Origin of the sequence: Paroceanicella profunda, assembly GCF_005887635.2 — a bacterium.
Taxonomy (GTDB): Bacteria; Pseudomonadota; Alphaproteobacteria; order Rhodobacterales; family Rhodobacteraceae; genus Paroceanicella; species Paroceanicella profunda.
Genome location: NZ_CP040819.1, coordinates 361,727 through 385,122, shown reverse-complemented (window position 1 = coordinate 385,122; position 23,396 = coordinate 361,727). Strand labels below are relative to the sequence as shown.

Here is a 23,396-nt window from a genome sequence, read left to right as displayed (position 1 = left end):
TGCACGTCGCGGGTATGTCTGAAAGGCGCCGAGCCCGGGGACTGGCGCCGCGTCGAAGTTTGTCGGTGCGCGCGCCATATCGATAGTGCCGGGCAGCAGTGAACTGTGTCGCAGCCGGAGGAACGCACCTTGGACATCGAGGATCTCGAAACCTTCGTGGCCGTGGCTGACGCGGGCGGAGTCTCGGCCGCGGCGCGCTGGCTCGGGCTGTCGAAGTCGATCGTCAGCCGCAGGCTGTTCCGCATCGAGGCCGAACTGGGCGTTCAGCTTCTCACGCGCACGACCCGCGGCGCGGCGCTGACCGAGGCGGGAAGCGCGTTTCGCGACCACGCCGCGCGCGCCGCCGCCGAGATCGAGACCGCGCGCGAGGCGATCAAGCCGTCGGGCCAGTTGCGCGGCCGGCTGCGCGTTGCGCTGCCCCTGTCCTTCGGCCCGACGCATTTTTCCCCGGTTCTGGCGCAGATGGCACGCCGGCACCCCCATCTGCAGATCCAGAGCGTGTTCAGCGACCGGTTCGTCGACCTGATCGCCGAGGGGTTCGACTGCGCGGTCCGCGTCGGCTATCTGCCCGACAGCAGCCTGATCGCGAAACGCGTGGGACCGATCACCGGCAAGCTCGTCGCAAGCCCGGACTATGTCGCGCGCCATGGGGCGCCCGCGACGCCCGAGGACGTCCCCGAACACGAGGCGCTGATGCAGGGGACCGAGCTCTGGCAGTTCATCGGCGACGACGGGCGCCCCGTCAAGGTTCAGCCACGGGGGCGGTTCAAGGCCGACAGTGCCATGGCGCTGGCCGCCGCCGCGACGGCGGGGCTTGGCATTGCCCTGCTGCCGGACTGCATCATCCATACCCATCTGGCCGCCGGGCAGCTCGTCGAGATCATGGCGGATTATCCGCTGCCCCCGGCGGCCGCCTATGTCGTGCGCCCGCCAGGTCTGCACCCCTCGGCAAAGGTGCGCGTGCTGACCGAGATGCTTGCCGAAGACATCGCGAACAACCCCGTGACGTGGGGGCGGGAGGGCTGACCGGCGTTCCCCGCGGCGCGACACGGTTTGCCGCCGGGCAGGGCTATCGCACGCCTGCCCCGGCTGACAGCTTGCCATCATCGCTCCCGCCCGTGCGGTGAGCCCATGATGGAAGGAGACGCCGATGAGCTGGAACCCGGCCCTCGAGCCCGGCTGCCCGGGGGAGACAGGCAGCGACCCGATCGAGACGCTGATCATTCCGCGCGCGCGCGACCTTGGCGGCTTCGAGGTGCGTCGCGCGCTGCCCGCGCCGAAACGGCAGATGGTCGGACCGTTCATCTTCTTCGACCAGGCCGGACCGGCCGAGTTGCTGACGGGGCAGGGGATCGATGTGCGCCCGCACCCCCACATCGGGCTGGGGACCGTCACCTACCTGTTCCGCGGCGACTTCCACCACCGCGACAGCACCGGAGCCGACCAGGTGATCCGGCCGGGCGCGCTGAACTGGATGGTGGCCGGGCGCGGCGTCACCCATTCGGAACGCACGACGGCGCAGGCGCGCAGCGGCCCCAACAGCCTGTTCGGCATCCAGACCTGGCTCGCCCTGCCCGAGGCCCACGAGGACGACGCCCCGAGCTTCGAGCATCACGGCAAGGAGACCTTGCCGATGATCGAGGACAACGGCGTCTCGCTGCGGCTGATCCTGGGGACGGCCTATGGCGAGCGGGCGCCGGCAAAGCTTCCGTCGGAGACCTTCTACGCCGATGTGACGCTCGCGGCGGGCAGGCGGCTGCCGCTGCCGGACGAGCACGAGGACCGCGGGATCTACATCGTCGACGGCACGATCAGGGTCGCCGGGCAGGACTATGGCGCGCCGCAGATGATGGTCTTCCGTCCCGGCGACAGGATCACCGTAGAAGCCGGGGAAACCGGTGCCCGGATCATGATCCTCGGAGGTGCAACCCTTTCGGGCCCGCGCTACATATGGTGGAATTTCGTCGCCTCGTCGCGCGAGCGAATCGAGGCCGCCAAGGCCGAATGGCGGGAACAGCGCTGGGGACAGGGCCTGTTCGACCTGCCTGCGGACGATCGCGACGAACATATCCCGTTGCCCGCATGACCTGCCCCACCCATGAAGAAAGCGACCCCATGACCCGACCCGAACCACAGATCTCCTTCGAGGAAACCGAGACCAAGGGACGGTTCGTCGCCCGTGTGCCGGGTGTCGAAGGCGAGGGTGAGCTGACGATATCGAAGGTGTCCGATGTGCTCATCATCGCCGATCACACGCTGGTGCCCGACAGCATGCGCGGGATGGGCGTCGGCGGCGCGCTGGCTGAAAGCCTGATCGCGCGGGCCCGGGCGAAGGGCCAGAGGATCGTGCCGCTCTGCCCGTTCGTGCGCGCGCAAGCCCTGCGGCATCCCGAGTGGTCCGACGTGATCCAGGGCTGACGCCGGCCCGCTATGGCCGGCCGCGGCCCGGGCCGGTCACCCGTCGTGACCCATCAGGTGAACAGGAGGCCCCATGGCCCATCGAGAAGCCGTTTTCCCGCCCGGCAGGCATGCGCTCTACGACGCGCACCGATATTCGGCGGCGATCCGCAGCGGCGATCTGCTGTTCGTGTCCGGGCAGGTCGGCAGCCGCCCCGACGGCGCGCCGGAGCCGGATTTCGGCGCGCAGGTGCGGCTGGCCTTCGCCAACCTTGCGGCAACGCTCGCGGCGGCCGGTTGCGGGCTTGACGACATCGTCGACCTGACGACGTTTCACACGGATCCCGAAGCGCAGTTTCCCGAGGTCATGGCGGCCAAAGCCGAGATCTTCCCGGCCCCTCCCTACCCGAACTGGACGGCTGTCGGCGTCAACTGGCTCGCGGGTTTCGATTTCGAAGTGAAGGTGATCGCCCGCGTGCCGGCATCGGCCTGACCGGTCGCGGAGTGGGCGCGCCCTCCCGCGCGACCGCCCCGCCCCCGCGTTCCCCACGGGGACCGATGCCGGGATCGCCCCGATCTCCGAAGCGGGTGCCCTCGTGCCGATGGCGCGATCGCGAAGACCCGGGTCTTGCGCGGGCGGATCGATCGCCGCGCCACCGGCGTTGCCCGGGTCGCGCGCGACGCGGCGTGCCGTGTCCCGGCCGCGCCCTCCGATCGGAAGCAGGACGTCAGGAGCCGCCGCTCGCAGATGCCGCGGCGCGCGCTGGTCGGCGATGCCCGATCCTCCGATCAGCGAATGGACCGGGCGACATTGCCATGTCCTCCCTGCCTGATTGCCGCCCATCGCCAGGATGCAGGTGAGCCGTCAGCGGCACCTTGACGGGTGAGCAGACGTCAAACCCGCCCGGGACCGAGGGGAAACCTGCGAGCTCGCGGCCGCCCGGGCCCGCGCGGGCAACGGCTTCCGGAGGTGGCGCGCGAGGAACCGGAGCATCAGCCTCGTCGCGGGCGGGCGGGCGGGCGGGCGCGGCACCGGCGGCGCCCGTCATCAGGGGCCGCGATGCCGCGAGCAGGCGGGACTGCGCGATGATGTCCGCCGGTCTGTGACCGGCCGTTTCCGAATGCGGTCGGATGCCGGACCGGCCCGCCGCTGTCGGCGCGAAAGGGCCGAAGCCGGCTGCCTTGCCGCCGTGCGGGTGACGCCGCCCCGTGCAGCGCGGGAAATCGGCCTATGCGTCTTTCTCCGTCAGGACAGCGAGCCCGGCGGCAGGCCCCTTCAGGGCCGCGCGCGCGGCGTCCCAGTCGGTCTCGTCGCCACCGAGCGCGCCGCGCAGCCAGGCAAGGCTCAGACGACGGGTCGCTTCCAGCGCGTCGGGGAGTTCGGCCTCGGTTTCCTTCGCGTCCCAGCCCGCGATGCCGCCAAGGCCATGGCCCACCCCCGCGACGGTGACAAGCGCCGCCGCCCCGGGGGCGTCGTGAAAGGCGTCGGCGTGCCAGTCCGGCCCGCGCGGGGTGAACTGCGGATCGTCCTCGCTCCCGCACACCACCATCACCGGCCTGCGGATCGCGCGGAAATCGACATCGAAGAAGGGGAAGCGCGCGGCGCTCGCCGGGGTGAGTTCGGCGCCGCCCCGTCCGGGAGCCGCGAGGAGAAGCCCGGCGGCCACTCTCGGATCGGCGAAATCCTCGCCCCGCCATGTCGCGCCCAGCAGGAGGGACGATGTGTGCCCGCCGAAGGAATGGCCCGCCACCGCGATCCGGCGCCGGTCCAGCCGGCCCGCCACCGCCGGGGCCTGCCGTTCCACATCCTCCAACCGGTCCAGTATCGCGCGCATCTCCGCCACGCGCTCGCGCCAGTAGAATGGGGCGTCGGGGCCGTCCGGGCCCAGGCCCGCGACACGCGAACTCGCGTGCGTGGGCTGGATCACGGCAAGGCCGCGCTCCGCCCAGAACTGCACGAGAGGGGCGTATCCGTCCTTCGAGGGGATGTAGTTGGACGGCCCGTAGCCGTGCGAGAAGATCACGAGAGGCAGGCCGGTGCCCGTGGCCGGCGCGGTCAGGCGCAGTTCCAGTGGCGACCGGCCCGGCAGGGGCAGGCGGATCGGGCTGTAGGCCAGGGTCAGCTCCGCGTCCGGCGCGGGCAGGTGGCGGGCGCGGTCGATCAAGCGGTTCATCGCGGGGCTCGGTTGCGCGGTTGCGGCGGACTGGTGCGATCCTCGTTGCCGTTGCCGTTGCCGTTGCCGTTGCCGTTGCCGTTGCTCGTGGCGGGCAGGGGCCGGGGTGGCTGCCCCCTGTCGCGGAACCACGTCTCGGCATCCGCCCCGGCGGGAAGCATCAGCGGTGCGGCCGGGTCGGTGACCGCGCGCCACACCGCGTCTGCCACGTCAAGGGCGGTCGTTTTCTCGGCCGCTGTGTGCAGCGACTGCAGGAAGGTCTCCACCAGCCGGGCATAGGCCTGGGGAATGTCCATGCCCATGCGCGCCACGGCATTTCTGCCAAAGGCAGTTTCGGGCGCGCTGCCGGGCAGCACCAGCCGGGCCCGCACGCCGTGCTCCGCGGCCTCGAGCGCGAAGCTCTCGGTGAAGGCGTTCATCGCGGCCTTGCTGGCGGAATAGATAGAGAGCGCGGGCAGCGGGCGCAACGTGACGCTGGAGCTGATGTTGACGATGACCCCGCTCTGGCGCGCCCGCATGGCCGGCATCACCGCCTTCGTCATCGCCATGGTGCCGATGAGATTGGTCTCGATCAACTCGCGCGCGCGGTCGATCCCGGTGCCTTCCAGCACGTTCAGCATTCCCACGCCCGCGTTGTTGACCAGCGCGTCGATCTGCCCTGCCGCGGCCACGGCAGCCGAGATGCTGTGCGGATCGGTCACGTCGAGCGCCATCACGCGCAGGGTGTCCGAGGTCGGCAACCCCTCGGGGGCCGGGCGGCGCATCGTTGCGACCACCTCCCAGCCGGCGTCGAGGAAGCGCAGGGCGATGGCTCGGCCGAACCCTGACGAGCAGCCGGTGATGAGAATACGGGGCATGCGGTGTCTCCTGTCCTGACTGGACCAGAGATGGACAGGCGGTGCCGGACTTTCTATCGTTCAGAGTCCGGAAGGAATCAGCGAAAGTCCTGATCGCGATGGCTCAGCACAGCATGGACCCGCTCGCGAGCGTCGTCGCGCTTCTCCGGCCGCGCCCTGCCGTTGCGAAGGTGGTCGAGGCCGGAGGGCGCTGGCGTGTGGAGCGCAGCGGCATGGCCAGCCCGTTCTATGCCGCGATCGTGGAGGGGCGGGCGCGCCTTTCGGTGAAGGGGCGGGCCCCCCTGATGCTTGACGCCGGAGACTTTGTCCTGATCCCGGATCTCGACAGCTTCTCGATGGAGAGCGACCTCCCACCGCCCCCCGGTGCGTCCCGCGTGCCGCTGGAGACGGGCCCGGGCAGGGTGCGCGTCGGGCCGGAAGGGGCGCCGGTGGAGATGCGGGCCCTCGTCGGCCACTGCCGGTTCGCCACGGTGGACAGGGCGCTGCTGCTTTCCCTCCTGCCGGAGGTCATCCACGTCCCGGGGCAGGAGCGCCTCATGGCACTGGTTCCGGTCATCCATGACGAAACCCGGTCGGACCGCCCCGCACGCCTCATGATCCTGGAGCGCCTGCTGGAGGTGATGATGATCGAGGCGCTGCGGTCGGGCCCCGGGCCGACACGGCCTCCGGGCCTCCTGCGGGGATTGGCCGATCCCCGGCTCATCGCCGCCCTGCACCGCATCCACTCCGGCGCGGCAAGCGGTCTCACGGTCGCGGGGCTGGCCCGCGAGGCGGGCCTCTCGCGCTCGACCTTCTTCGAACGGTTCCGCACCGCGCTGGGATGTGCGCCGATGGAGTACGCGGCCACGTGGAGAATGGCGGTGGCGCGGGATCTTCTCCTGCGGGGCGGGCTGACGAATGCCGAGATTGCCCATCGGGTGGGATACGGCTCGGCCAGTGCCTTCGGCATGGCCTTTGCACGCCATCAGGGCATGTCACCCGGAGCCTTCGTCGCCCGGCACGCCGGGGAGGAGGAGGAGGCGCTTTCGCGGCCTTGAGCGGGCGTCGGCGCTTTCAGCGCCACCGGCCGGCGGGCATTCGCCACGAGGCATGGCCGACAGGGATGCGACGTGAGCCGTTCCGGATGCGGGCGGTCGGGAAGCATGTCCCGACCGTCCGCGCGCGGGCTCAGGCCGAGGGCGGCGCGCCGGCCTCACCCGAGACATCGATCACCACCTTGCCGCGCAGTCCATGGGCCCTGCTGTTCTCCAGCATGGCGCGCGCCTCGCCCACCCGGGCGAGCGGCAGGATTGCCGCGACCACGGGCTTCACCCGGCCGCGCTCGACAAGCCGGGTGAGCGCGTCGAGCTTGCCGCGGTTCTGGCGGGTGAAGATGAAGTGGTAGGTCGCGTTCCTGCCCCAGGCCTCGATCAGGTTCTGCGGCCGGGCGATGTCCACAAGGCTCACCACGCGTCCGGCATCTGCCAGTGCCAGGGGGCTCCGCGCCAGCGTGTCGCCGCCGATCGTGTCGAGGATGACATCGACGCCGGTTCCGCCGGTCAGTCCGGCGACCGCCGCGACGTAATCATCGGTCGTGAAGTCGATCGTCTCGTCGGCGCCGAGCCCGCGCACGAAGTCATGGTCGCGCCCCCGCGCGGTCGTGATCACCCGCGCGCCGATCGCCCTGGCGACCTGGATCGCGATGGTGCCCACGCCCCCCGCGCCGCCATGGATGAGGATCGTCTCGCCGACCTTCAGCCGGGCGCGCTCGACGAGCGCTTCCCAGACGGTCCCGCCCACGAGGGTCAGGCTCGCCGCCTCGGCATGTGAGAGGTTGGACGGCTTGCGGCCGATCAGCTCCACATCCGCCACGTGCTGCTCGGCATAGGAGCCCGCCGCGCCGAATATCCTCGGGGTGTAGTAGACCTCGTCGCCGACGGCAAACTCGTGAACGTCGGAGCCAAGCTCCTCGATGACGCCGGAGATGTCGTGTCCGGTGATCGCGGGCAGGGGCACATGGTCCGCGTAGTCGCCCCGGCGCACCTGGTAGTCGAGCGGATTGACGGCGGTGGCGTGCACCCGCACGCGTACCTGGCGCGGACCCACGTCGGGCACCGGCACCTCGCGCATCTCGAACGCTTCCGGACCGCCGAAGCGGGTGAGAACGGCCGCCTTCATGGTCTTGGTCATGACGATGTTCCTTCCAGAGGAGGCGGGGCGTTTCGGCCACCGCGGCATGGTTGACGTGGCGGTCATTTGAGGTCTCCTGATTGCCCCGGGTAGCGGCCCGCGCCCGGGATCAGTTTCAAGAAATCCTTGAAGGCCGAGCCATGGAAGTCGATGACCTGAACCTGTTCATGCGGATCGCCCAACTGCGCAGCATCAGCGCAGCCGCGCGGGACCTTGGCCTCACGCCGGCTGGTGCGAGCGCCCGGCTGGCCGCGCTGGAGAGACGGCTCGGCGCAAGGCTCCTGCACCGGACGACACGACAGGTGACCCTCACCGAGGACGGCCTCGCGTTCCTGCCGCACGCGGAGCATGTCGTCTTCGCGGCGGAGACGGCGAGGGCGGCGCTCGGGCGCGGGCAGGCCACGCCGCGCGGCACCCTGAGGGTCGCCGCCCCCGCCTCCTTCGCGCGCATGCACATCGTTCCGGGCCTGCCGGACTTCTGCGCCAGATATCCCGACCTGTCTCTCGACATGCGCATCTCGGACAGCGTCGTAGACCTCGTCGAAGGGGCCTTCGATGTCGCGGTGCGCTACGCGGATCTCGGCGAGTCCTCCTTCGTCGCGCGTCGTCTCGCGCCCGACCGCCGGGTTCTGGTCGCGTCGCCGGAGTATCTGCGCCGCAGCGGAGCGCCGGCCCGCCCCGACGATCTCGCAGGGCACGCCTGTCTCGTCGTCGGGACGCTCGACCTCTGGACGTTCCGGTCCGGGGGCGGCGAGGTGATCGCGAAGCGCGTCACGCCCGCCTTGCGGATCAACGACGGCGGAACGGTGCGGGATGCGGCCTGTGCAGGGCTCGGCGTCGCGCTGATGGCCACCTGATGCGCCGCGGAGGAACTTCGCTCCGGTGCCCTCGTGCCGGTCCTGCGCGACTACCCGCTCGTATCGACGCAGACGCTCTGGGCGCTCTACCCCAGTTCGCGCGAACTGGCGCCGAAGGTCCGGGTGTTCATCGACTGGCTTGCCGAGCGGTTCGGAGGCCAACCCTACTGGGATCGTGGGCTGGAGCAGTTCTTCACATGACCGCACGCCTTTTTCCGGATCGTCGCAGGCCCACCCCTCCCCGATCGCCGGCCCGCCACCTGCGCAGATCGGCGGGATCGCGGCAGGCCATGCGATCCGGGGTCGTGACGCATGCCATCGTCGCACCCCGGGACGTCCGGCAGTAGCGGACCGTGTTGCCGGGGCCCTTCTCGGGTGCATGAGGTCGCGCGCGTCGTCGCACGCCGCTTGAAGATCGGCGGTCGGTTCGGCTGGCGACGCGCGGTCAGGGACGGTCGAAATCGGTGTTGATCGAAACGTCCCGCCATGTGTCGATATCCTTGCGGAACGCGGCCAGCTTCCGCTCCGCAATCCCATGGGCGACCGGGCCGAGAGGCAGGTGCAGCGGGGGCTCGTCGGCGTCCACGGCCCGAAGGATCACGGTGACCGCCTTGTCGGGATCGCCCGCCTGGTGGCCGTCGTTCGTCTCGCGATACCGACGACGCGAGCTCGCGGCATATTCCGGCATCTCCTGCGCCGCCATGGCTATGGAGCGGCCCAGGAACTCCGTTCGGAAGGGCCCCGGCTCGACGATGACCACCCTCACACCGAATGGCCTGACTTCATCCGCCAGCGCCTCGGACAAGCCTTCGACGGCGAACTTGGCGGCATTGTAGTAGCCACCTCCGCCGTGGCCCGCGATGCCCGCGCTCGAGGACATGTTGACGATCGTACCGCCGCCGCGCCTGAGAACCGGCAGGGCGGCCCTGATGGTCTCGACGAGACCGAACACGTTCACCTCGAACATCGGGCGATATTCTTCGGGCGATGCTTCCTCGATTGCGCCGAAGAAACCGTATCCGGCATTGTTGACGAGGATGTCGAGTGTGCCGAACGCCTCCACCGCCCTCTCGACGGCCGCCCTTGCCGACGCGCTGTCGGTCACGTCGAGCGGCACTGCGATCATGCGGCCCTCGAACGGGAGGGCCATCTCCCGGATCGCCTCGACAGTGCGCGCGGTGGCGACAACCCGATCGCCACGCCTTGCCGCGGCGAGGGCGAGCCGGCGGCCAAATCCGCTTGAACAACCGGTGATGAGCCAGGTCTTCATTTCCGTTCTCCAGTTTGTGTCGGGATGGCGGCGGCGCTTCTGTCGCCACCGTCCACGATGTCGGCCATGATTGACCAATCCTTCTCTCCGAGGCCCGCCGATACCGCGCTGTCCAGGCGATCGCGCACCACGTCGAGCATCGGCAGCCTGCGGCCGATCTCCCTGCTCAGGTCGCCCGCGAGACGCAGGTCCTTGAGCGCGAGCCTGGCCTTGAAGCCCGGTTCGAACGATCGCGCGGCAATCTGCGCGCTGTAGCTCTCGTACGCGCGGCCCGAGAACAGCGTGCCCAGGACCAGCTCGAAGAAATCCGAGCGGTCGAGCCCGACGCCTTCGGTCAGCGCGACACTTTCCGCCATGGCCTCGATCGCCATGGCGATCATCATGTTGGCCGCAAGCTTGGCGGCGTTGGCCCGGGCCGGGGTGTCGCCCAGCTTCCACACCTTCCTGCCGAGCGGGGCGAGCACGGGCTCGATGGCGGCCACGGCGTCGGCCTTGCCGCCGACCAGTATGTTCAGCGCCCCGTGCGCCGCGACGTTGGGGCGCCCAAGGACAGGGGCGGACACATAGCCCAGATCCGCCTCCTCGTGCAGTCTCGCCAATTCCCGGGCGAACGCGACCGAGATCGTCGATGTGACGACGTGAACCAGTCCCTTGCGGGCGCTCCGCAACAGGTCGGGGGCCAGCACCACGTCCCGGATCGCCGCATCGTCGGACAGCATGGTGAAGACCACGTCCGCCTGGAAAGCGTCCCCCGGGCGCCCGATCAGCGTGACCCCCGGAACCCCGCCGGGATCGACGCGGCTGCGGTTCCAGCCCAGCACCTCATGGCCGGCCCTGGCGAGGGCGACGGCCATGGGGGCGCCCATGCTGCCAAGACCGATGACTCCGATCTGCATATCTCTCTTCCCGATTGGTCGAGCGCGGGCCCCGGAGGGGCCGGAAACCCTGTGCGCTCGCGTGCTTCAGCCACATCCCGCCGCATCGCGCCTGGCGGCGGGTCCGCGGTGGACAGGCCCTAGATAGGCGATCAGAATTGATCGTTAACTGACAGATCTGTACTCTCTCCGTTCATTTCTGAGGGGGCGCGAGATGGAGTGGAGTGACGTTCGGATTTTCCTTGCCATCGCTCGTTCCGGCACGCTGGGCGGGGCCGCGCGGGCGCTCGACCTCAGCCATCCGACCATCGGCCGCCGGCTTCGCGGTCTCGAGCAGGCGTTGGGCCACAGCCTGTTCCAGCGCACCGCCGGGGGCCTCGTGCCGACAGAGGAGGGGCGCGCCATCCTCCGTCTGGCCGAGCAGATGGAGGAGAGCGCACTGGCGATGGAGCGGCGCCTCGCGGGGCAGGAGCAGCATCTCCGGGGAACGCTCAGGATATCCTCCGCAGACTGGTTCGGAGCCTTTGTCCTTCCGCCTGTCGTGGCGGAGTATTCACGGGCCTATCCCGGCGTGGAGATCGAGATCCTCACGGGCACCCGGCTCTTCAGCCTGGCTCAGCGCGAAGCCGACATCGCCTTTCGGATTGTCCCCTTCGAGGCGCCCGACGTCATCCAGCGAAGGCTGTTCGGCCTGACCTATGGCGCCTATGTTGCACGGGGAACCCCCGATCCGACCTATGGCGATGGCACCGGGGTCCGCCTCATCACCCATGACACGTCGACCGGGCAGTTCCCCGATATCGCCTGGCTCAGGGACAGTTTCCCGAACGCCACCCTCGCCGTGCGATCCAACAACCGGAATGTGCAGGGGCGGATGTGCGCGCAGGGCGTCGGCATCGCGGTGTTGCCCAGGGCTGTCGGCGACAAGCTCCCGGAGCTGCGCCGGCTCCAGCTCCCGTCAGAGCCTCCCGCCCGCGACATCTGGATGGGGTATCACCGTGACCTGAAAGGCCTTCAGCGATTGCGAGCCTTCATCGATCTCCTCGCCGCTCACCTGGCCAACACCCCCCATTGAAGCCGAATTCCGTGCTCGTCGGGCGGGAGCGGCCCATCGCATGCCCCCGGGAACGGGTCCGCGGCGACCAGGCGAAGCCGTACCGGGCAATCGGCGCGGATCACGTCTGCGTGCGAAGCGAAACGCCGGCTTGATAGCCTGCCTATCAGTTGGTAGAGAGGTGACATCGCAAGGGATGAGAGCATGAACGCCACATCGACCACATCGCACCGGATACTCGCCTCTGCGCGGGAGCTCGTCATCGCCGGCGGGTATAACGGCTTCAGTTACGCCGACATTTCCAAGGTCGTCGGCATCCGCAAGGCCAGCATCCACCACCATTTTCCGGCCAAGTCGGACCTCGTTCGCGAACTGGTCGTGGCGTTCCGTGCCAGCGCCGAAACCGGCCTCGCGGCTGCTGAGAGGGACTCGGCCAATGCCCGCGCTGCCCTGGAAGCCTACGCGCGGCACTGGGAGGCGTGCATCGTCGACGGCCATCTTCCGTTCTGTGTGTGCGCCCATCTGGCGACCGAGATGCCGGTGCTTCCCGAGGATGTGGCCGCCGAGGTGCGGTCCTTCTTCAACGGGCTGTCCGCCTGGATGGTCCGGCAGATGAAGCGCGGCGTGGAGGACGGCTCCCTCCGGCTCTCCGAACCGGCCGCCACCGAGGCCGAATGGTTCATCGCCGCGGTGCACGGCGCGATGCTCATGGCCCGCGCGCAGGGCAGGCCCGAGCTGTTCGCGGCCATCGTCTTTCCCTCTCTGCGCAGGCTCGTGCCTGCCTGAGACCCGCGGCCCGGTCGTCTTGCGGCGCCGGTCGGGCCCTCTTCTGAGCCGCAAAAAACTACCTACTGATAGGTAAGGGATCAATCATGAAGATCACGCTGCTGTCCACCATTGCCATCGTGGCATCCATGGCGCTGCCGGGCCTCGTCCTCGCGGACGCCGCGACCCCTCAGCACGTTCGCGGCACGGTCGAGACGCTCGACGGATCGACGCTGACCGTCCACACGCGCGAAGGCGAAACCGCGATCGTGACGCTGCCCGACGGCGCGCCGATCGCCGGCGTTGCAGAGGCGAAGGTCTCGGACATCAAGACCGGCGATTTCGTCGGCATTGCCTCGTTGCCGAATGAAAAGGGCGTTGCCGGCGCGCTGGAGGTTGTGATTTTCCCGCCTGAGCTGAAGGGCCTGGGCGAGGGCAGCTACGGCTGGGACCTCAAGCCGAAGAGCACGATGACCAACGCCACAGTCGCGAACGCGGTCAAGGACGTGGAGGGCCGCCAGGTCACGGTCAACTACAACGGCAAGGACAAGGAGATCGCCATCCCCGAGGGAACGCCGGTGGTCACCATCATCGGGGCGTCCAGGGCGGATCTCGTCACGGGCGCGACCGTGTTCATCGTCGCCGCCCCGTCCGGTGACGGCTACACCGCGAAACAGGTGGTTGTCGGCAAGGACGGCGTCGTTCCGCCGATGTGATCCGCGCAGCCGCCACGTTCGGCGGCTGCCGGTTCGGATCGACCCGGTGGCCGCTGAGCCTCCCGCATTCAGCGACGCCAGCTTTCCGCAAACAGCCCCATCCGGGGAGGGACACATGTCAGAAGAAGCCCAGCCACCCCGAGGCGCGAAGGTCCTGGTGAAGCGTCACTCGGCCGTGACCCGGATCACGCACTGGATCAACGCCTTCACGCTCGCGGTGATGCTGATGAGCGGGTTGCAGATCTTCAACGCCCATCCCGCGCTCTACTGGGGCAGGACGGGGCAGGACGGCGACCCGGCGGTGCTGTCAATCGGCGCGGTCGAAGGCGCGGACGGCACGCTGAAGGGCCGGCTCCTGGTCGCGGGCGCCGCCATCCCGACGACCGGCGTGCTCGGCGTGTCGGATGTCGAGGGCATCCCCACCCCGCGCGCCTTCCCGGCATGGGCCACCCTGCCGGGGTTTTACGACCTGGGCGCGGCGCGCCACTGGCACTTCTTCTTCGCCTGGCTGCTCATCGCCAACGGGGCGCTCTACCTCGCCTGCGGCCTGGTCTCGCGGCACCTCCGGCGCGACCTCGCACCCTCCCGGGATCAGCTCACACCCCGTCACCTGGGGCGCGAGGTTCTCGACCACCTGCGCCTGCGGTTTCCGAAGGGCGACGAGGCCCGGCGCTACAACGCGCTCCAGAAGCTCACCTACCTCGCGGTGATCTTCGTCCTGCTGCCGCTGATCGTGCTGAGCGGGCTGACCATGTCGCCCGGCATGACCGCGGTGTTCCCGCATCTCCTCGACCTCTTCCAGGGCCGGCAGTCCGCACGTACGATCCACTTCATCGCCGTGTCGCTGCTGCTCCTGTTCTTCATCGTTCACATCGTGATGGTCGTGCTCTCGGGACCCTGGAACAACATCCGCTCCATGATCACCGGACGCTACGCCATCCGGACAGAGGAGGGCGCATGATGAAGCGTCTGATCACCCGCCGCAGCTTCCTGACCGTCGGATCGGTGGCCGCCGGAGCCGCCGCGATCGGCGGCTGGGAGGCGCTGGTCCGCCAGGGCGACGGCGGCCCGCTGATCCGGTCGGCCGAGACGCTGACCCTGCGGGCGCAGCGGCTCCTGCAGGGCAGGGACGCGCTGGCACGTGAGTACACCGAGGCCGACATCACGCCGCGCTTCTACGCGAACGGAACCGTCCAGCCGGACACGCCGGACTATGTTCAGCATCAGGGAAGCGCCTTCGCCGACTGGCGCCTGAGCGTCGGCGGCCTGGTCGACACGCCCCTGTCGCTGTCCCTCGCCGATCTCTCGGCGATGCCCTCCCGCACGCAGATCACCCGCCACGATTGTGTCGAGGGGTGGAGCGCCATCGCCAAGTGGACGGGCGTGCCTCTCGGCGCGGTCCTGAAGCGGGCCGGCCCGAAGCCGGCCGCCCGATACGTCGTCTTCCACTGTGCCGATGCGCTGGAACTGACGCTGGACGGCAGCGGCGTCTACTACGAGAGCATCGACATGATCGATGCCTTCCACCCGCAGACGATCCTCGCTCACGCCATGAACGGCGCGGCGCTGCCCGTGGCCCACGGCGCCCCGTTGCGCCTTCGGGTGGAGCGCCAGCTCGGCTACAAGCAGGCGAAATACATCATGGGCATCGAGCTGGTGGACAGCTTCGCCGGCATCCGGGGCGGCAACGGCGGCTACTGGGAAGATCGCGGCTACGAATGGTACGCCGGCATCTGAACGTGGGGAAAGCCGGTGGCCTGAGGGGGCTCAACCTATCGGCGACCGGCGCCCATCCTGGCCCGGGGCCGGGGAGGCGGCTCGCCCGTCAGCGGGCCTTCGAGACCGCGATCGCCCGATGCCTGACATGCCGCCTTCGTCATCGTTTCGGCCGGAAACACCGTGGAAGTGGTGTTTCAGGAGCCCATTTGAGACGGCTCCCGCTCGCTCTGTCTGCCCGTCTCCGGATAGCCCGGGACCCGTGATGCCCTGACGGTGAGGAGGGTCCGGCTCGTTTCCTTTGAGGTGGGGCCGCCGGGGTTCGGTTGAGCGAGCGGTGCTGGCGGATGGTCTCGGCGCTGATCCACCCTCGTTCGGCCAGGTCGCTCTGGCACGACCGGAGCAGGTGTCGACCGGGGTGAGGTTTCCGAGGCTTTCCTGAGCGCGGTGAGGGGTGGAGGGATCGACAGGCGTTCCGAGTGTCCGGCGTCGGCGCCCAAGGACCACTCACCTGCCGACCCTGCCCGGATGCCGGGCCATCGCGGGGTGCCGTCCGGACCGCAGCCGCCCGGCGAAGGCCCCGGGTCAGGGCGCACGGCCGCTCCCGACGCACAGGCTGGCGAAATGGGCCGGTTGGCGGGAGCCGGAGCAGCGGGCCGGCGACGCCTGTCGCCCATCGCCCCCCAGCGAATGCCCGCCCGCGAGCCCGGTCCTGCTTCTCCTCCCTTCGTCGTAGAGCGGCGGGCCGCGGAATGTCGCATCCTCTGGCGACTCTCTCCCGTCCCGCCGGCCTGTCCGCGCGGGGCCGGCAATGACACGACAGGAGACTGGTATGGAGGACGCCGCGGAACTCGCCCCCGGCCACGCGCCGAACGACGCCGTCCGCAGGCTCGCGGCCCGGATGGAGGCCGCGCTGATCGGCCATGAGACCCTCGTCGAACGCCTGCTCATCGGCCTGCTCACCGGCGCGCACCTGCTCATCGAGGGGCCGCCGGGCCTGGCCAAGACCCGCGCGGTGCGCTGTCTCGCAGGGGGGATCGAGGGCCGGTTCGCCCGCATCCAGTGCACGCCGGACCTCATGCCCTCCGACATCACCGGCACCCGGGTGTTCCGTGCCGGATCAGCGGACATGGGGTTTCTGCCCGGCCCGATCTTCCACGAGCTGGTGCTGGTCGACGAGATCAACCGCGCCCCGCCCAAGGTGCAGTCCGCGCTGCTGGAGGCGATGGCCGAGGGGCAGGTGACCGTGGGCGGGGAGACGCATCCCCTGCCGGAGCCCTTCATGGTGATCGCCACGCAGAATTCGCTGGAGAACGAGGGCACCTTCCCCCTGCCGGAGGCACAGCTGGACCGGTTCGGGATGCACGTGCTGCTCGCGCTGCCGGGCGAGGCGGAGGAACGCGCCATCCTCGACCTGGTGGAGGGCGAGCTCAGCCACGCCCCGGCGCCGCAGGCCGACAGGCTGGCGCGCGCCGAGCTTGCGCGGATGAAGGCGGCCGTGGCCGGGGTGCATCTCTCGCCCGCCCTGCGGCAGTACATCGTGGCGCTGGTGATGGCCACGCGGCGGGATGCGGAAGGGCTCGCCGTGACGGAGCGGATCCGCCACGCGGTCTCGCCGCGCGGCTCGCTGGCCCTCGCGGCCAGCGCCCGGGCCCGGGCCTTCCTGCACGGCCGCGACCATGCGCTGCCGGAGGACGTGGCGGCCCTGGCCCCGGACGTGCTGTGCCACCGGCTGATCCCGACCTGGCGCGCGCTGGCGGCGGGGGAGACCGCGCGCGGCCTCTTCGCGGAGATCCTCGAGCGGGTGCGCCCGCTATGACCCCGGCTCCCGCCGGCATCGGGCTGAGCCTGGAGCGGCTCGTCGCCCTCGCGGGCCGGGCCGGGGCGGCGGACCGGGCCGCGGCCGCGGCCTCGCGTGCCGGGGCGGTGGCCGGGCGCAGGCGGGGCGAGGGCACCGACATCTTCGACCTGCGCCCCTTCCAGGACGGCGACGACCCGCGCCATCTCGACCCCGCCGCCACCGCGCGCAGCGGGCGGCCGCAGCTGCGCACCTTCCACGAGGAGGTGGAGAAGACCGCCCTCCTGGTCGCGGACCTGCGCGCGCCGATGTTCTGGGGCAGCCGCGGCCGCCTGCGCTCGGTCGCGGCCGCGGAGGCGCTGGCGCTGGAGGGCTGGAGCGTGGTGGCCGCGGGCGGCCGGGTGGGGCTGCACGCGGTGCGTGACGGCGAGACCAGCGTGGCCGCGCCTCGCCCGCGCGAGGCGGCCCTGCTCGGGCTGCTCGCCACGCTCGCGCGCCTGCATGCCGCCGGGCTGGAGGCGGACCCGGCCGCCCCGGGGCCCGAGCTCTCCGAAATCCTCGACCGCGCCGCGGCCTCCGTCACCACCGGGGCCGCGCTCATCCTCGCCACCGGGTTCGACAGGCCCGGCGCGGATTTCGACGCCGTCGCCCGCGCGGTGCTGCGCAAGTGCCGCCTCACGGTCCTGCTGGTGCAGGACCCGCTGGAGACCGCCCCGCCGGCCGGGGTGTTCACCATCCGCCGGGGCCGGGCCGCGCAGCCGGTGCGCTTCTCGGGCTCGGAGGTGCCGGCGCGGCTGGACGCGCTCGGCATCGCCACGCGCCTGGTGCGCTCCGACGAGGATCCGCTCGCGCAGGCCTGCGCATGAGCCCGGAGGAGCTGCTGTCCGGGCTGGCCCCGATCCGCCTGCCGGAGGGCTTCGCCGCCTTCGGCTGGCGCGACGCCTGCGCGATGCTGGCCCTTGGGCTGGTGAGCGGGCTGGCGCTCGTGCCCCTGCTGCGGCTGGTGACGGGGCGCCGGCCCTCACGCCGCCAGGCGGTGCAGGCCGAGCTGCGCCGGCTGAGGGGCTTGCCGGGGGAGGACCGGCTCGCCGGGCTCGCCGCCCTCCTGCGCCGCCTCGCCCCGGCTGAGCCCCTGCCGCCGGACACGCGCCGGGCGCTCTACGACCCCGCGGTGCCGGGGGATGCGGAGGCGCTGGAGCGCCGGGTGCTGCGCGCCGCGCGGCGGCCCGGCCCCATGCCGTGGCCTGCGCGCAACGCCCGCCCGGCGCCGGAGCCCGCGCGGCGCGGAACTGGCGGCCCCGCAGCCGCGCATCACGGAGCAGGCGTGCCGTCGGGCGACAACGCACCGGAGACCGGACAGCCGCGTGATGACGTGGCCGGGCTTGCGCGACCCGGGGGCGGTGTGCCCGAGACCGTGCCGCCGGGGGGCAGCGCGCCAGTGGCCGGACAACCGCGTGTTGACCTCGCTGATGTTGCCCTGCCCGGGGACCGCGTGGGTGAGGCCGTGCTGCCGGGTGATCCCGTGCTCGGGGTTGCGCCGCCCCGGGGGAGCGGGGCCACCCCGCCGAATGATGGCGGTGCAACTGCTGCGCGGCTCCCGGGTGGCGTGGCTGAGGCCCGGATGCCCGGTGATGACATGGATGACGTCGCGCAGCCGGGCGGTGCCCAGGCGGGGGCCGCCGGTGCGAATGATCGCGCACCGGAGGGGGCGCTACCGACCGGCGGTGCGCCGACTGCTGCCGAACCGGGCGACGGCCCGTCGCGCCCGCGGCCGCGCGGGGAGACGGTGCGTCCCCCGCTGAGGGGGCGGGGGACATGAGCTTCGCCGCGTCCTGGCTCCTGCTCCTGCTGCCCTTGCCGCTGCTGGCGCTGTTGCTGCCGCAGCGCCCGCTGCGCCGGGCCGCGCTTGCCCTGCCACCCGCCTTCGCGGCGCAGGCCCGGCCCGCCGTGCCGAAGGGGCCGGCGCGCCACCTGCCGCGCGCCGCGCTCTGGCTGGCCTGGGGTTGCGCGCTTCTCGCCCTCGCCGGCCCGCGCCAGCTCGAGACCATCGACGCGCTGCCCGCCTCGGGGCGCGACATCGTGCTGGCGCTCGATCTGTCGGGCTCGATGGAACGTGAGGATTTCGAGCTCGACGGCGCCCGGGTCTCGCGCCTCGCCGCGGTGCAGGCCGTGGCGGCGCAGTTCGTGCGTGGGCGCGACGGCGACAGGGTGGGGCTGGTGGTGTTCGGGGCGCGCGCCTATGTGGCCGCCGCCCCGACCCATGACGTGGCCGCCGTCGCGCAAGCGATCGAGACCGCGATGATCGGCGTTTCCGGCCGCGCCACGGCCATCGCGGACGGGCTCGGCCTCGCCATCCGCCGGCTGCGCGGGCGGGCCGCCGACAGCCGGGTGATCCTGCTGCTCTCGGACGGGCAGGACACCAGCGGCGCGGTGGACCCGGTGGCCGCGGCCGGCGCGGCCGCGGCGCTCGGCATCCGCATCCACACCATCGCCCTCGGCCCCCGCGACCTGGAGGGCGCGCCCGACAGCCGCGACGCGGTCGACACCGCAACCCTGCGCCGCATCGCGCAGGCGGCGGGCGGGGTGATGTTCCGGGTGCGCAGCACCGCGGACCTGCGTGCCGTCGCCGAGGCGATCGACCGGCTCGAACCCAGTGCCGCGGACGCCCCGCCCATCCGCGGCTGGCGGCCGCTCTGGGTCTGGCCCGGGGCGCTGGCGCTGCTGCTGCTCGGAGTGCCGCTGTTGCTGCGGCGCGGGGAGGTGGCATGATCGATCTCGGCCCCGTGTTGCTGCTGCGCCCGCTCTGGCTGCTGGGACTGCCGCTCGCCCTGGCGGCGGCGGTGCTGATGGCGCGGCGGGCCGACGGGCTGGCGGCCTGGCGCCGGCTCATCGCACCGCAGATGCTCGCACTCCTGCGCGCGCGCGGCTGGGTGGACGAGGCCACGCGGGACCTGCGGCCCTGGCTGCTCGGCGCCGCGGCGGCGCTGCTCGCGCTCGGCCTCGCCGGGCCGGCGACGCGCAACCGGGATGCACCCGCCTTCCGCAACCTCGACGTGCTGATGATCCTGGTCGATCTCTCGCCCTCGGTGGTCGAGGGCGGCGGGCTCGACGATGCGCAGGCCGCGGTCTCCCGGCTGGTGGACCGGCACGGAACCCGGCCGGTGGCCCTGGCGCTGTTCTCGGGCGAGAGCTTTCTGGTGAGCGTGCCGACGGAGGAGACCGAGCAGCTTCAGACGGTGATCGGCGCGCTCGGCCCCGACACCATGCCGGTGGCCGGAAGCCGGCCTGACCGCGCCTTCGCCCTGGCCCGACAGACGCTGGCCGACGCTTCCGCCGAGGCGCCGGACGTGGTGCTGGTCTCCGATGGCGGCGGGCTCGGCCCCGAGGCGCTGCATGAGGTGGGGCTGCTGCGCGCCTCCGGGGCGCGGGTCTGGGCCGTTGCGGTCAGCCCCGCCAGCCTGCCCTACGGGATGCCGCCGCCGGCACCGGGCGCGCTGGAGGCGGTGGCGCGGGCCGGGGGCGGGCGCGTGGTGCCCGCCACCGCACCGGACACGCTGGCAGAGGCGCTCGGCGCCCACGGCAGCGCCTCGGAGACCGAATTGCGCCGGCGCAGGGTGCTGTTCACCGATCACGGCCGCTGGGCGGTGGCGCTGGCCTGCCTCGCGCTGCTGCCGCTGTTCCGGCGCCGGGCCGTGGCATGAGACGCGGCGCGCTCCTCGCAGCCGGGCTGGCGCTGGCCCTCGCCATCGCCGCGGGGCCCCAGGCCTGGGCGCGGCTGGCCTGGCGCGCCGGCGCCCCCGCACTGGCTCTGCCGTTGTTGGAGGGGGACGCGCCGCGCGGCGCCGCGCTCTACGCGCTCGGACGCTACGCGCAGGCCGATGCCGCCTTTGCCCGCGTCGGCCGCAGCGCCACCTACAACCGGGCGCTCACCCTGGCGATGACCGGGCGGCCGGAGCTGTCGGTGGCCTATTTCGACGCCTACCTGTTTTCCAACCGCTTCGACTCCGACGCCCGCCGCAGCCGCGATTTCGTCGCCACGCTGGTGGAGCCGGTGGTGGGCGAGGCGATGGGCCACGGCCGCATCCGTGCCCTGCTCGCCGGGGCCGGGGTGGCCGCCGAGGCCTTCGACCCGGACGCGCCGGAGCGCGAATTGCTCTCCTCCGAGAATGACCCGACCCGGGCCAACGCCAAGCGCCCGGTGGACGGGGACCGCATGGTCGCGGCCAGCGACGCCTGGCTCGACACGCTTGCCGACGCGCCGGGCGTCTACCTGCGCAGCCGCCTTGCCGCCGAGATGGAGCGCCGCCGCGCCACCGGCACCGCCCTGGCCGAGGAGGGGGTGCGATGGTGACCGCCGGCCTGCGCGCGGCGCTTCTGCTGGTCCTCGCGCTGCTCTGCGCGCCGGCGCTGGCGCAGGACTCCGACTTCGCCCCGGACGAGGCCCGGCTGGAGGTGCTGTTCGACACGCCCGACGCGGCGCCGCGCGTGGGCCAGATGATGCTCGCCACCCTGCGCGGCACCTACCGGCTCGACATCGCCCACGAGGACCTGAAGCTGCGCCGGATGGCGGATCTGGACTGGATGCGGCTGGGCCAGGACACGTGGCACGAGGAACTGGTGGACGGGCGCAGCGCCCGGGTGATGGAGCGGCGCATCGCCTTCTTTCCGCAGCGGGCGGGCACGATCACCCTGCTGCCGGTGGCGCATGAGCTGCGCTATGTCGGCCGCGACGGGGTGCGGCGCACCGGCATCGTGCGCTCGCCGGCGGTGAGCTTCGAGGTGCGGCCGGCGCCGGCGGGGGCGGAGGCCGGCTGGCTGCCGGCCCGGGCGGTGGAGCTCTCCGACCATTGGAGCCGGGATGCCTCCCGCCTCACCGACGGCGACAGCGTGGAGCGGCGGGTGGTGCTGCGCGTGCTCGGCGCCACGCCGCAGATGCTGCCCGAGCAGCCGCCCATGCGCGCGCCCTGGCTCATCACCTTCACCCCCCCGGAGACCCGCGACATGCAGCTCACCCCCGCGGGCCCGGTGACGACCGTGGTCTGGACCTGGACCCTGCGCCCGATCACGGGGGAACCCGGGGTGCTGCCGGAGGTGGTGATCCCCTGGTTCGACACTGGCGAGGACGTGGCGAAGACGGTGCGCATCCCGCCCGGCGCCATCGGCTATGCCGGGTTCACCGGCAACGCGACGGACCGCTGGCGCAGCGGCTTCGGCGGCGGGGCGGCGCCAGTCGCGCTCTGGCTGGCCGGGGCGCTGGCCGCGCTTTGCGTCAGCGCGCGCGGCCGCAGTCTTGCCGGGGGCGGCCTCGGGAAATGGCAGGCGATGCGCGCCCGGGCCCGGGCGCGCCGGGCGCTGCGCCGCTGCGCGCGGGCGGGCGACATCGGCGGGGCTCGCCTCGCCGCGGCCAGCCTGCTCGCCGCGCGGAGCGAGGCGGAGCGTCACCGCCTGCTGGCCCCGCTGGACCGGGTTCTGTTCGGCGGGGAGACGGCGCCCCCCGCGCCCGATCTCTCCCGCCTGTGCCGCGCGGTGGAGCGCGCCGGGCGCGACCCGGGCCGGTGAGGACGCGCAGCGTGGCGGGGCGCACGCGCCGTGCCGGAGGGGGAGCGCCTTGCGGGAGGCCGGCAGGATCGGTGAGACTGCCCCGGCTTCGGCGGGCCGGGGCCCGATGACAGTGACGCGAGGAGAGACCCGAGATGTTCGACGCAATTCTGATCGACCGGGCCGGCGACGGCCGGTCCCACGCCGCGCTCACCCGGCTGGAGCGCGACGCGCTGCCGGACGGCGATGTGCTGGTCCGGGTCGGCTGGTCCACGGTGAACTACAAGGACGCGCTGGCGATCACCGGCGCCTCTCCCGTGGTGCGCAGCTTTCCCATGGTGCCGGGGGTGGATTTCTCCGGCATCGTGGAGGCCTCCGACAGTCCGGAGTTCGCTCCGGGAGACCGGGTGGTGCTGAACGGCTGGGGCGTGGGAGAGCGGCACTGGGGCGGGCTGGCCGGCTACGCCCGGGTGAAGGCGGACTGGCTGGTGCCGCTGCCCGGGGGCCTCAGCCTGCGCCGGGCGATGGCCATCGGCACCGCCGGCTACACCGCGATGCTCTGCGTGATGGCGCTGGAGCGGCACGGGCTGCGGCCCGGCTCCGGCCCGGTTCTGGTGACGGGCGCTGCCGGCGGCGTGGGCAGCATCGCGGTGGCGCTGCTCGCCGCGCTCGGCCATGAGGTGCATGCGCTGACAGGGCGGCCGGAGGAGGAGGCCTTCCTGCGCGGCCTCGGCGCGGCGGAGATCGTGGCGCGCGAGGCGCTGTCCGGCGAGGGCAGGCCGCTGGCGAAGGAACGCTGGGCCGGCGCGGTGGACGTGGTGGGCGGCCGGGTGCTGGGCAACCTGCTGTCGCAGGTCCGCTACCGCGGAACGGTGGCCGCCTGCGGGCTGGCCGGCGGCATGGACCTGCCGGCCACGGTGGCGCCCTTCATCCTGCGCGGTGTCACCCTGGCCGGCGTGGACAGCGTGATGTGCCCGCGGCCCGACCGGCTGGAGGCCTGGACGCGGCTGGCCGACACGCTCGACACCGCCCGGCTCGACGGGCTCACCACCGAGTGCCCGCTGGGCGAGGTCATCGCCCTCGCCCCGGACCTGCTGGCGGGCAAGGTGCGGGGGCGCGTGGTGGTTCCGCTGCACGGGGATGCCGCGTGAGGCGCCGGCCCCCCGGCATCCGGACAGCGGGGGCATGACAGCGCGCCACGCCCGCCGCC

23 protein-coding genes and 1 pseudogene are annotated in these 23,396 nt (G+C 72.0%); 19 read left to right on the top strand and 5 right to left on the bottom strand.

Annotated elements, in window-relative coordinates; translation table 11 throughout:
* Window positions 1-129 precede the first annotated feature (129 nt).
* The 4 genes from FDP22_RS19785 to FDP22_RS19770 all read left to right on the top strand — a co-directional run bounded on the left by FDP22_RS19785 (window position 130) and on the right by FDP22_RS19770 (window position 2,890).
* Entirely contained in the window at window positions 130-1,026 is an 897-nt protein-coding gene (locus tag FDP22_RS19785) for a LysR family transcriptional regulator (protein ID WP_138573375.1), read from the top strand.
* 124 nt (window positions 1,027-1,150) lie between these two features.
* A complete protein-coding gene (locus tag FDP22_RS19780; protein ID WP_138573377.1) occupies window positions 1,151-2,086 on the top strand; it encodes a pirin family protein in 936 nt (311 codons plus the stop codon).
* Window positions 2,087-2,115: 29 nt separating this feature from the next.
* The gene (locus FDP22_RS19775) at window positions 2,116-2,418 is read left to right on the top strand and encodes a GNAT family N-acetyltransferase (RefSeq protein WP_138573379.1); all 303 of its coding nucleotides are present in this window, start codon (window positions 2,116-2,118) and stop codon (window positions 2,416-2,418) included.
* Between the two features lie 73 nt (window positions 2,419-2,491).
* Window positions 2,492-2,890 carry a RidA family protein gene (locus FDP22_RS19770; RefSeq protein ID WP_138573381.1) on the top strand — a complete coding sequence of 133 codons (399 nt, stop codon included), beginning with the start codon at window positions 2,492-2,494 and terminating at the stop codon, window positions 2,888-2,890.
* A 736-nt stretch (window positions 2,891-3,626) separates the two neighbouring features.
* On the opposite strand, the gene FDP22_RS19765 is transcribed toward FDP22_RS19770, so the two are convergent.
* Both FDP22_RS19765 and FDP22_RS19760 read right to left on the bottom strand, forming a co-directional pair.
* Window positions 3,627-4,571: an alpha/beta hydrolase family protein gene (locus FDP22_RS19765; RefSeq protein ID WP_138573383.1), complete on the bottom strand. Its 945-nt coding sequence runs from the start codon at window positions 4,569-4,571 to the stop codon at window positions 3,627-3,629.
* A complete protein-coding gene (locus FDP22_RS19760) occupies window positions 4,568-5,428 on the bottom strand; it encodes an SDR family oxidoreductase (protein ID WP_143972284.1) in 861 nt (286 codons plus the stop codon). Before FDP22_RS19760 ends, FDP22_RS19765 begins: the two co-directional genes overlap by 4 nt.
* A 98-nt stretch (window positions 5,429-5,526) precedes the next feature.
* Between FDP22_RS19760 and FDP22_RS19755 the strand changes: the two genes are divergently transcribed.
* Window positions 5,527-6,465 (top strand): AraC family transcriptional regulator, encoded by a 939-nt coding sequence (locus FDP22_RS19755; RefSeq protein ID WP_239031968.1) that lies wholly within the window; start codon window positions 5,527-5,529, stop codon window positions 6,463-6,465.
* A 130-nt stretch (window positions 6,466-6,595) separates the two neighbouring features.
* Here the strand turns inward: FDP22_RS19755 and FDP22_RS19750 are convergent, their stop codons facing one another.
* Window positions 6,596-7,597, bottom strand: a complete 1,002-nt coding sequence (locus FDP22_RS19750; protein ID WP_138573387.1) for a zinc-dependent alcohol dehydrogenase family protein — start codon at window positions 7,595-7,597, stop codon at window positions 6,596-6,598.
* Between the two features lie 140 nt (window positions 7,598-7,737).
* Here FDP22_RS19750 and FDP22_RS19745 point away from each other — a divergent pair.
* Window positions 7,738-8,655, top strand: a pseudogene (locus tag FDP22_RS19745) (LysR family transcriptional regulator).
* Window positions 8,656-8,899: 244 nt separating this feature from the next.
* Here the strand turns inward: FDP22_RS19745 and FDP22_RS19740 are convergent.
* Both FDP22_RS19740 and FDP22_RS19735 read right to left on the bottom strand, forming a co-directional pair.
* The gene (locus tag FDP22_RS19740) at window positions 8,900-9,724 is read right to left on the bottom strand and encodes an oxidoreductase (RefSeq protein WP_138573389.1); all 825 of its coding nucleotides are present in this window, start codon (window positions 9,722-9,724) and stop codon (window positions 8,900-8,902) included.
* Window positions 9,721-10,620 carry an NAD(P)-dependent oxidoreductase gene (locus FDP22_RS19735; RefSeq protein WP_138573391.1) on the bottom strand — a complete coding sequence of 300 codons (900 nt, stop codon included), beginning with the start codon at window positions 10,618-10,620 and terminating at the stop codon, window positions 9,721-9,723. The genes FDP22_RS19740 and FDP22_RS19735 overlap by 4 nt, the downstream gene beginning before the upstream one ends.
* Before the next feature lie 193 nt (window positions 10,621-10,813).
* Between FDP22_RS19735 and FDP22_RS19730 the strand changes: the two genes are divergently transcribed.
* The 13 genes from FDP22_RS19730 to acuI all read left to right on the top strand — a co-directional run bounded on the left by FDP22_RS19730 (window position 10,814) and on the right by acuI (window position 23,337).
* The gene (locus FDP22_RS19730) at window positions 10,814-11,674 is read left to right on the top strand and encodes a LysR family transcriptional regulator (RefSeq protein WP_138573393.1); all 861 of its coding nucleotides are present in this window, start codon (window positions 10,814-10,816) and stop codon (window positions 11,672-11,674) included.
* A 183-nt stretch (window positions 11,675-11,857) separates the two neighbouring features.
* Window positions 11,858-12,439, top strand: coding sequence for a TetR/AcrR family transcriptional regulator (locus tag FDP22_RS19725; RefSeq protein ID WP_138573395.1), 582 nt, complete (start codon window positions 11,858-11,860; stop codon window positions 12,437-12,439).
* Between the two features lie 86 nt (window positions 12,440-12,525).
* Entirely contained in the window at window positions 12,526-13,134 is a 609-nt protein-coding gene (locus FDP22_RS19720) for a hypothetical protein (protein ID WP_138573397.1), read from the top strand.
* Between the two features lie 115 nt (window positions 13,135-13,249).
* Window positions 13,250-14,095, top strand: a complete 846-nt coding sequence (locus FDP22_RS19715; RefSeq protein WP_138573399.1) for a cytochrome b/b6 domain-containing protein — start codon at window positions 13,250-13,252, stop codon at window positions 14,093-14,095.
* Window positions 14,095-14,871 carry a molybdopterin-binding protein gene (locus tag FDP22_RS19710; protein WP_138574054.1) on the top strand — a complete coding sequence of 259 codons (777 nt, stop codon included), beginning with the start codon at window positions 14,095-14,097 and terminating at the stop codon, window positions 14,869-14,871. The genes FDP22_RS19715 and FDP22_RS19710 overlap by 1 nt, the downstream gene beginning before the upstream one ends.
* An 811-nt stretch (window positions 14,872-15,682) precedes the next feature.
* Complete coding sequence (locus FDP22_RS19705) at window positions 15,683-16,669, top strand: AAA family ATPase (protein WP_138573401.1); 987 nt, start codon at window positions 15,683-15,685, stop codon at window positions 16,667-16,669.
* Window positions 16,666-17,514 carry a DUF58 domain-containing protein gene (locus FDP22_RS25205; protein WP_277884154.1) on the top strand — a complete coding sequence of 283 codons (849 nt, stop codon included), beginning with the start codon at window positions 16,666-16,668 and terminating at the stop codon, window positions 17,512-17,514. The genes FDP22_RS19705 and FDP22_RS25205 overlap by 4 nt, the downstream gene beginning before the upstream one ends.
* A complete protein-coding gene (locus FDP22_RS24735; RefSeq protein WP_205910910.1) occupies window positions 17,511-18,467 on the top strand; it encodes a hypothetical protein in 957 nt (318 codons plus the stop codon). The genes FDP22_RS25205 and FDP22_RS24735 overlap by 4 nt, the downstream gene beginning before the upstream one ends.
* Window positions 18,464-19,417, top strand: coding sequence for a VWA domain-containing protein (locus FDP22_RS19690; RefSeq protein ID WP_138573403.1), 954 nt, complete (start codon window positions 18,464-18,466; stop codon window positions 19,415-19,417). The genes FDP22_RS24735 and FDP22_RS19690 overlap by 4 nt, the downstream gene beginning before the upstream one ends.
* The gene (locus FDP22_RS19685) at window positions 19,414-20,349 is read left to right on the top strand and encodes a vWA domain-containing protein (protein ID WP_138573405.1); all 936 of its coding nucleotides are present in this window, start codon (window positions 19,414-19,416) and stop codon (window positions 20,347-20,349) included. Before FDP22_RS19690 ends, FDP22_RS19685 begins: the two co-directional genes overlap by 4 nt.
* Window positions 20,346-20,999 (top strand): hypothetical protein, encoded by a 654-nt coding sequence (locus tag FDP22_RS19680; protein ID WP_138573407.1) that lies wholly within the window; start codon window positions 20,346-20,348, stop codon window positions 20,997-20,999. The genes FDP22_RS19685 and FDP22_RS19680 overlap by 4 nt, the downstream gene beginning before the upstream one ends.
* A complete protein-coding gene (locus FDP22_RS19675) occupies window positions 20,993-22,207 on the top strand; it encodes a BatD family protein (RefSeq protein WP_138573409.1) in 1,215 nt (404 codons plus the stop codon). Before FDP22_RS19680 ends, FDP22_RS19675 begins: the two co-directional genes overlap by 7 nt.
* Window positions 22,208-22,341: 134 nt before the next feature.
* A complete protein-coding gene (acuI, locus tag FDP22_RS19670) occupies window positions 22,342-23,337 on the top strand; it encodes an acrylyl-CoA reductase (NADPH) (protein WP_138573411.1) in 996 nt (331 codons plus the stop codon).
* Window positions 23,338-23,396 lie beyond the last annotated feature (59 nt).

What these genes read in the sequence shown, in the direction of transcription:
- FDP22_RS19675 (WP_138573409.1), top strand. Translation starts at nt 20,993, where the DNA reads ATGGTGACCGCCGGCCTGCGCGCGGCGCTTCTGCTGGTCCTCGCGCTG.
- FDP22_RS19690 (WP_138573403.1), top strand. Translation starts at nt 18,464, where the DNA reads ATGAGCTTCGCCGCGTCCTGGCTCCTGCTCCTGCTGCCCTTGCCGCTG.
- FDP22_RS19755 (WP_239031968.1), top strand. Translation starts at nt 5,527, where the DNA reads ATGGCTCAGCACAGCATGGACCCGCTCGCGAGCGTCGTCGCGCTTCTC.
- FDP22_RS19780 (WP_138573377.1), top strand. Translation starts at nt 1,151, where the DNA reads ATGAGCTGGAACCCGGCCCTCGAGCCCGGCTGCCCGGGGGAGACAGGC.
- FDP22_RS19680 (WP_138573407.1), top strand. Translation starts at nt 20,346, where the DNA reads ATGAGACGCGGCGCGCTCCTCGCAGCCGGGCTGGCGCTGGCCCTCGCC.
- FDP22_RS25205 (WP_277884154.1), top strand. Translation starts at nt 16,666, where the DNA reads ATGACCCCGGCTCCCGCCGGCATCGGGCTGAGCCTGGAGCGGCTCGTC.
- FDP22_RS19685 (WP_138573405.1), top strand. Translation starts at nt 19,414, where the DNA reads ATGATCGATCTCGGCCCCGTGTTGCTGCTGCGCCCGCTCTGGCTGCTG.
- FDP22_RS24735 (WP_205910910.1), top strand. Translation starts at nt 17,511, where the DNA reads ATGAGCCCGGAGGAGCTGCTGTCCGGGCTGGCCCCGATCCGCCTGCCG.
- FDP22_RS19740 (WP_138573389.1), bottom strand. Translation starts at nt 9,724, where the DNA reads ATGAAGACCTGGCTCATCACCGGTTGTTCAAGCGGATTTGGCCGCCGG.
- FDP22_RS19710 (WP_138574054.1), top strand. Translation starts at nt 14,095, where the DNA reads ATGAAGCGTCTGATCACCCGCCGCAGCTTCCTGACCGTCGGATCGGTG.
- FDP22_RS19725 (WP_138573395.1), top strand. Translation starts at nt 11,858, where the DNA reads ATGAACGCCACATCGACCACATCGCACCGGATACTCGCCTCTGCGCGG.
- FDP22_RS19735 (WP_138573391.1), bottom strand. Translation starts at nt 10,620, where the DNA reads ATGCAGATCGGAGTCATCGGTCTTGGCAGCATGGGCGCCCCCATGGCC.
- FDP22_RS19750 (WP_138573387.1), bottom strand. Translation starts at nt 7,597, where the DNA reads ATGACCAAGACCATGAAGGCGGCCGTTCTCACCCGCTTCGGCGGTCCG.
- FDP22_RS19775 (WP_138573379.1), top strand. Translation starts at nt 2,116, where the DNA reads ATGACCCGACCCGAACCACAGATCTCCTTCGAGGAAACCGAGACCAAG.
- acuI (WP_138573411.1), top strand. Translation starts at nt 22,342, where the DNA reads ATGTTCGACGCAATTCTGATCGACCGGGCCGGCGACGGCCGGTCCCAC.
- FDP22_RS19770 (WP_138573381.1), top strand. Translation starts at nt 2,492, where the DNA reads ATGGCCCATCGAGAAGCCGTTTTCCCGCCCGGCAGGCATGCGCTCTAC.
- FDP22_RS19765 (WP_138573383.1), bottom strand. Translation starts at nt 4,571, where the DNA reads ATGAACCGCTTGATCGACCGCGCCCGCCACCTGCCCGCGCCGGACGCG.
- FDP22_RS19730 (WP_138573393.1), top strand. Translation starts at nt 10,814, where the DNA reads ATGGAGTGGAGTGACGTTCGGATTTTCCTTGCCATCGCTCGTTCCGGC.
- FDP22_RS19760 (WP_143972284.1), bottom strand. Translation starts at nt 5,428, where the DNA reads ATGCCCCGTATTCTCATCACCGGCTGCTCGTCAGGGTTCGGCCGAGCC.
- FDP22_RS19720 (WP_138573397.1), top strand. Translation starts at nt 12,526, where the DNA reads ATGAAGATCACGCTGCTGTCCACCATTGCCATCGTGGCATCCATGGCG.
- FDP22_RS19715 (WP_138573399.1), top strand. Translation starts at nt 13,250, where the DNA reads ATGTCAGAAGAAGCCCAGCCACCCCGAGGCGCGAAGGTCCTGGTGAAG.
- FDP22_RS19705 (WP_138573401.1), top strand. Translation starts at nt 15,683, where the DNA reads ATGGAGGACGCCGCGGAACTCGCCCCCGGCCACGCGCCGAACGACGCC.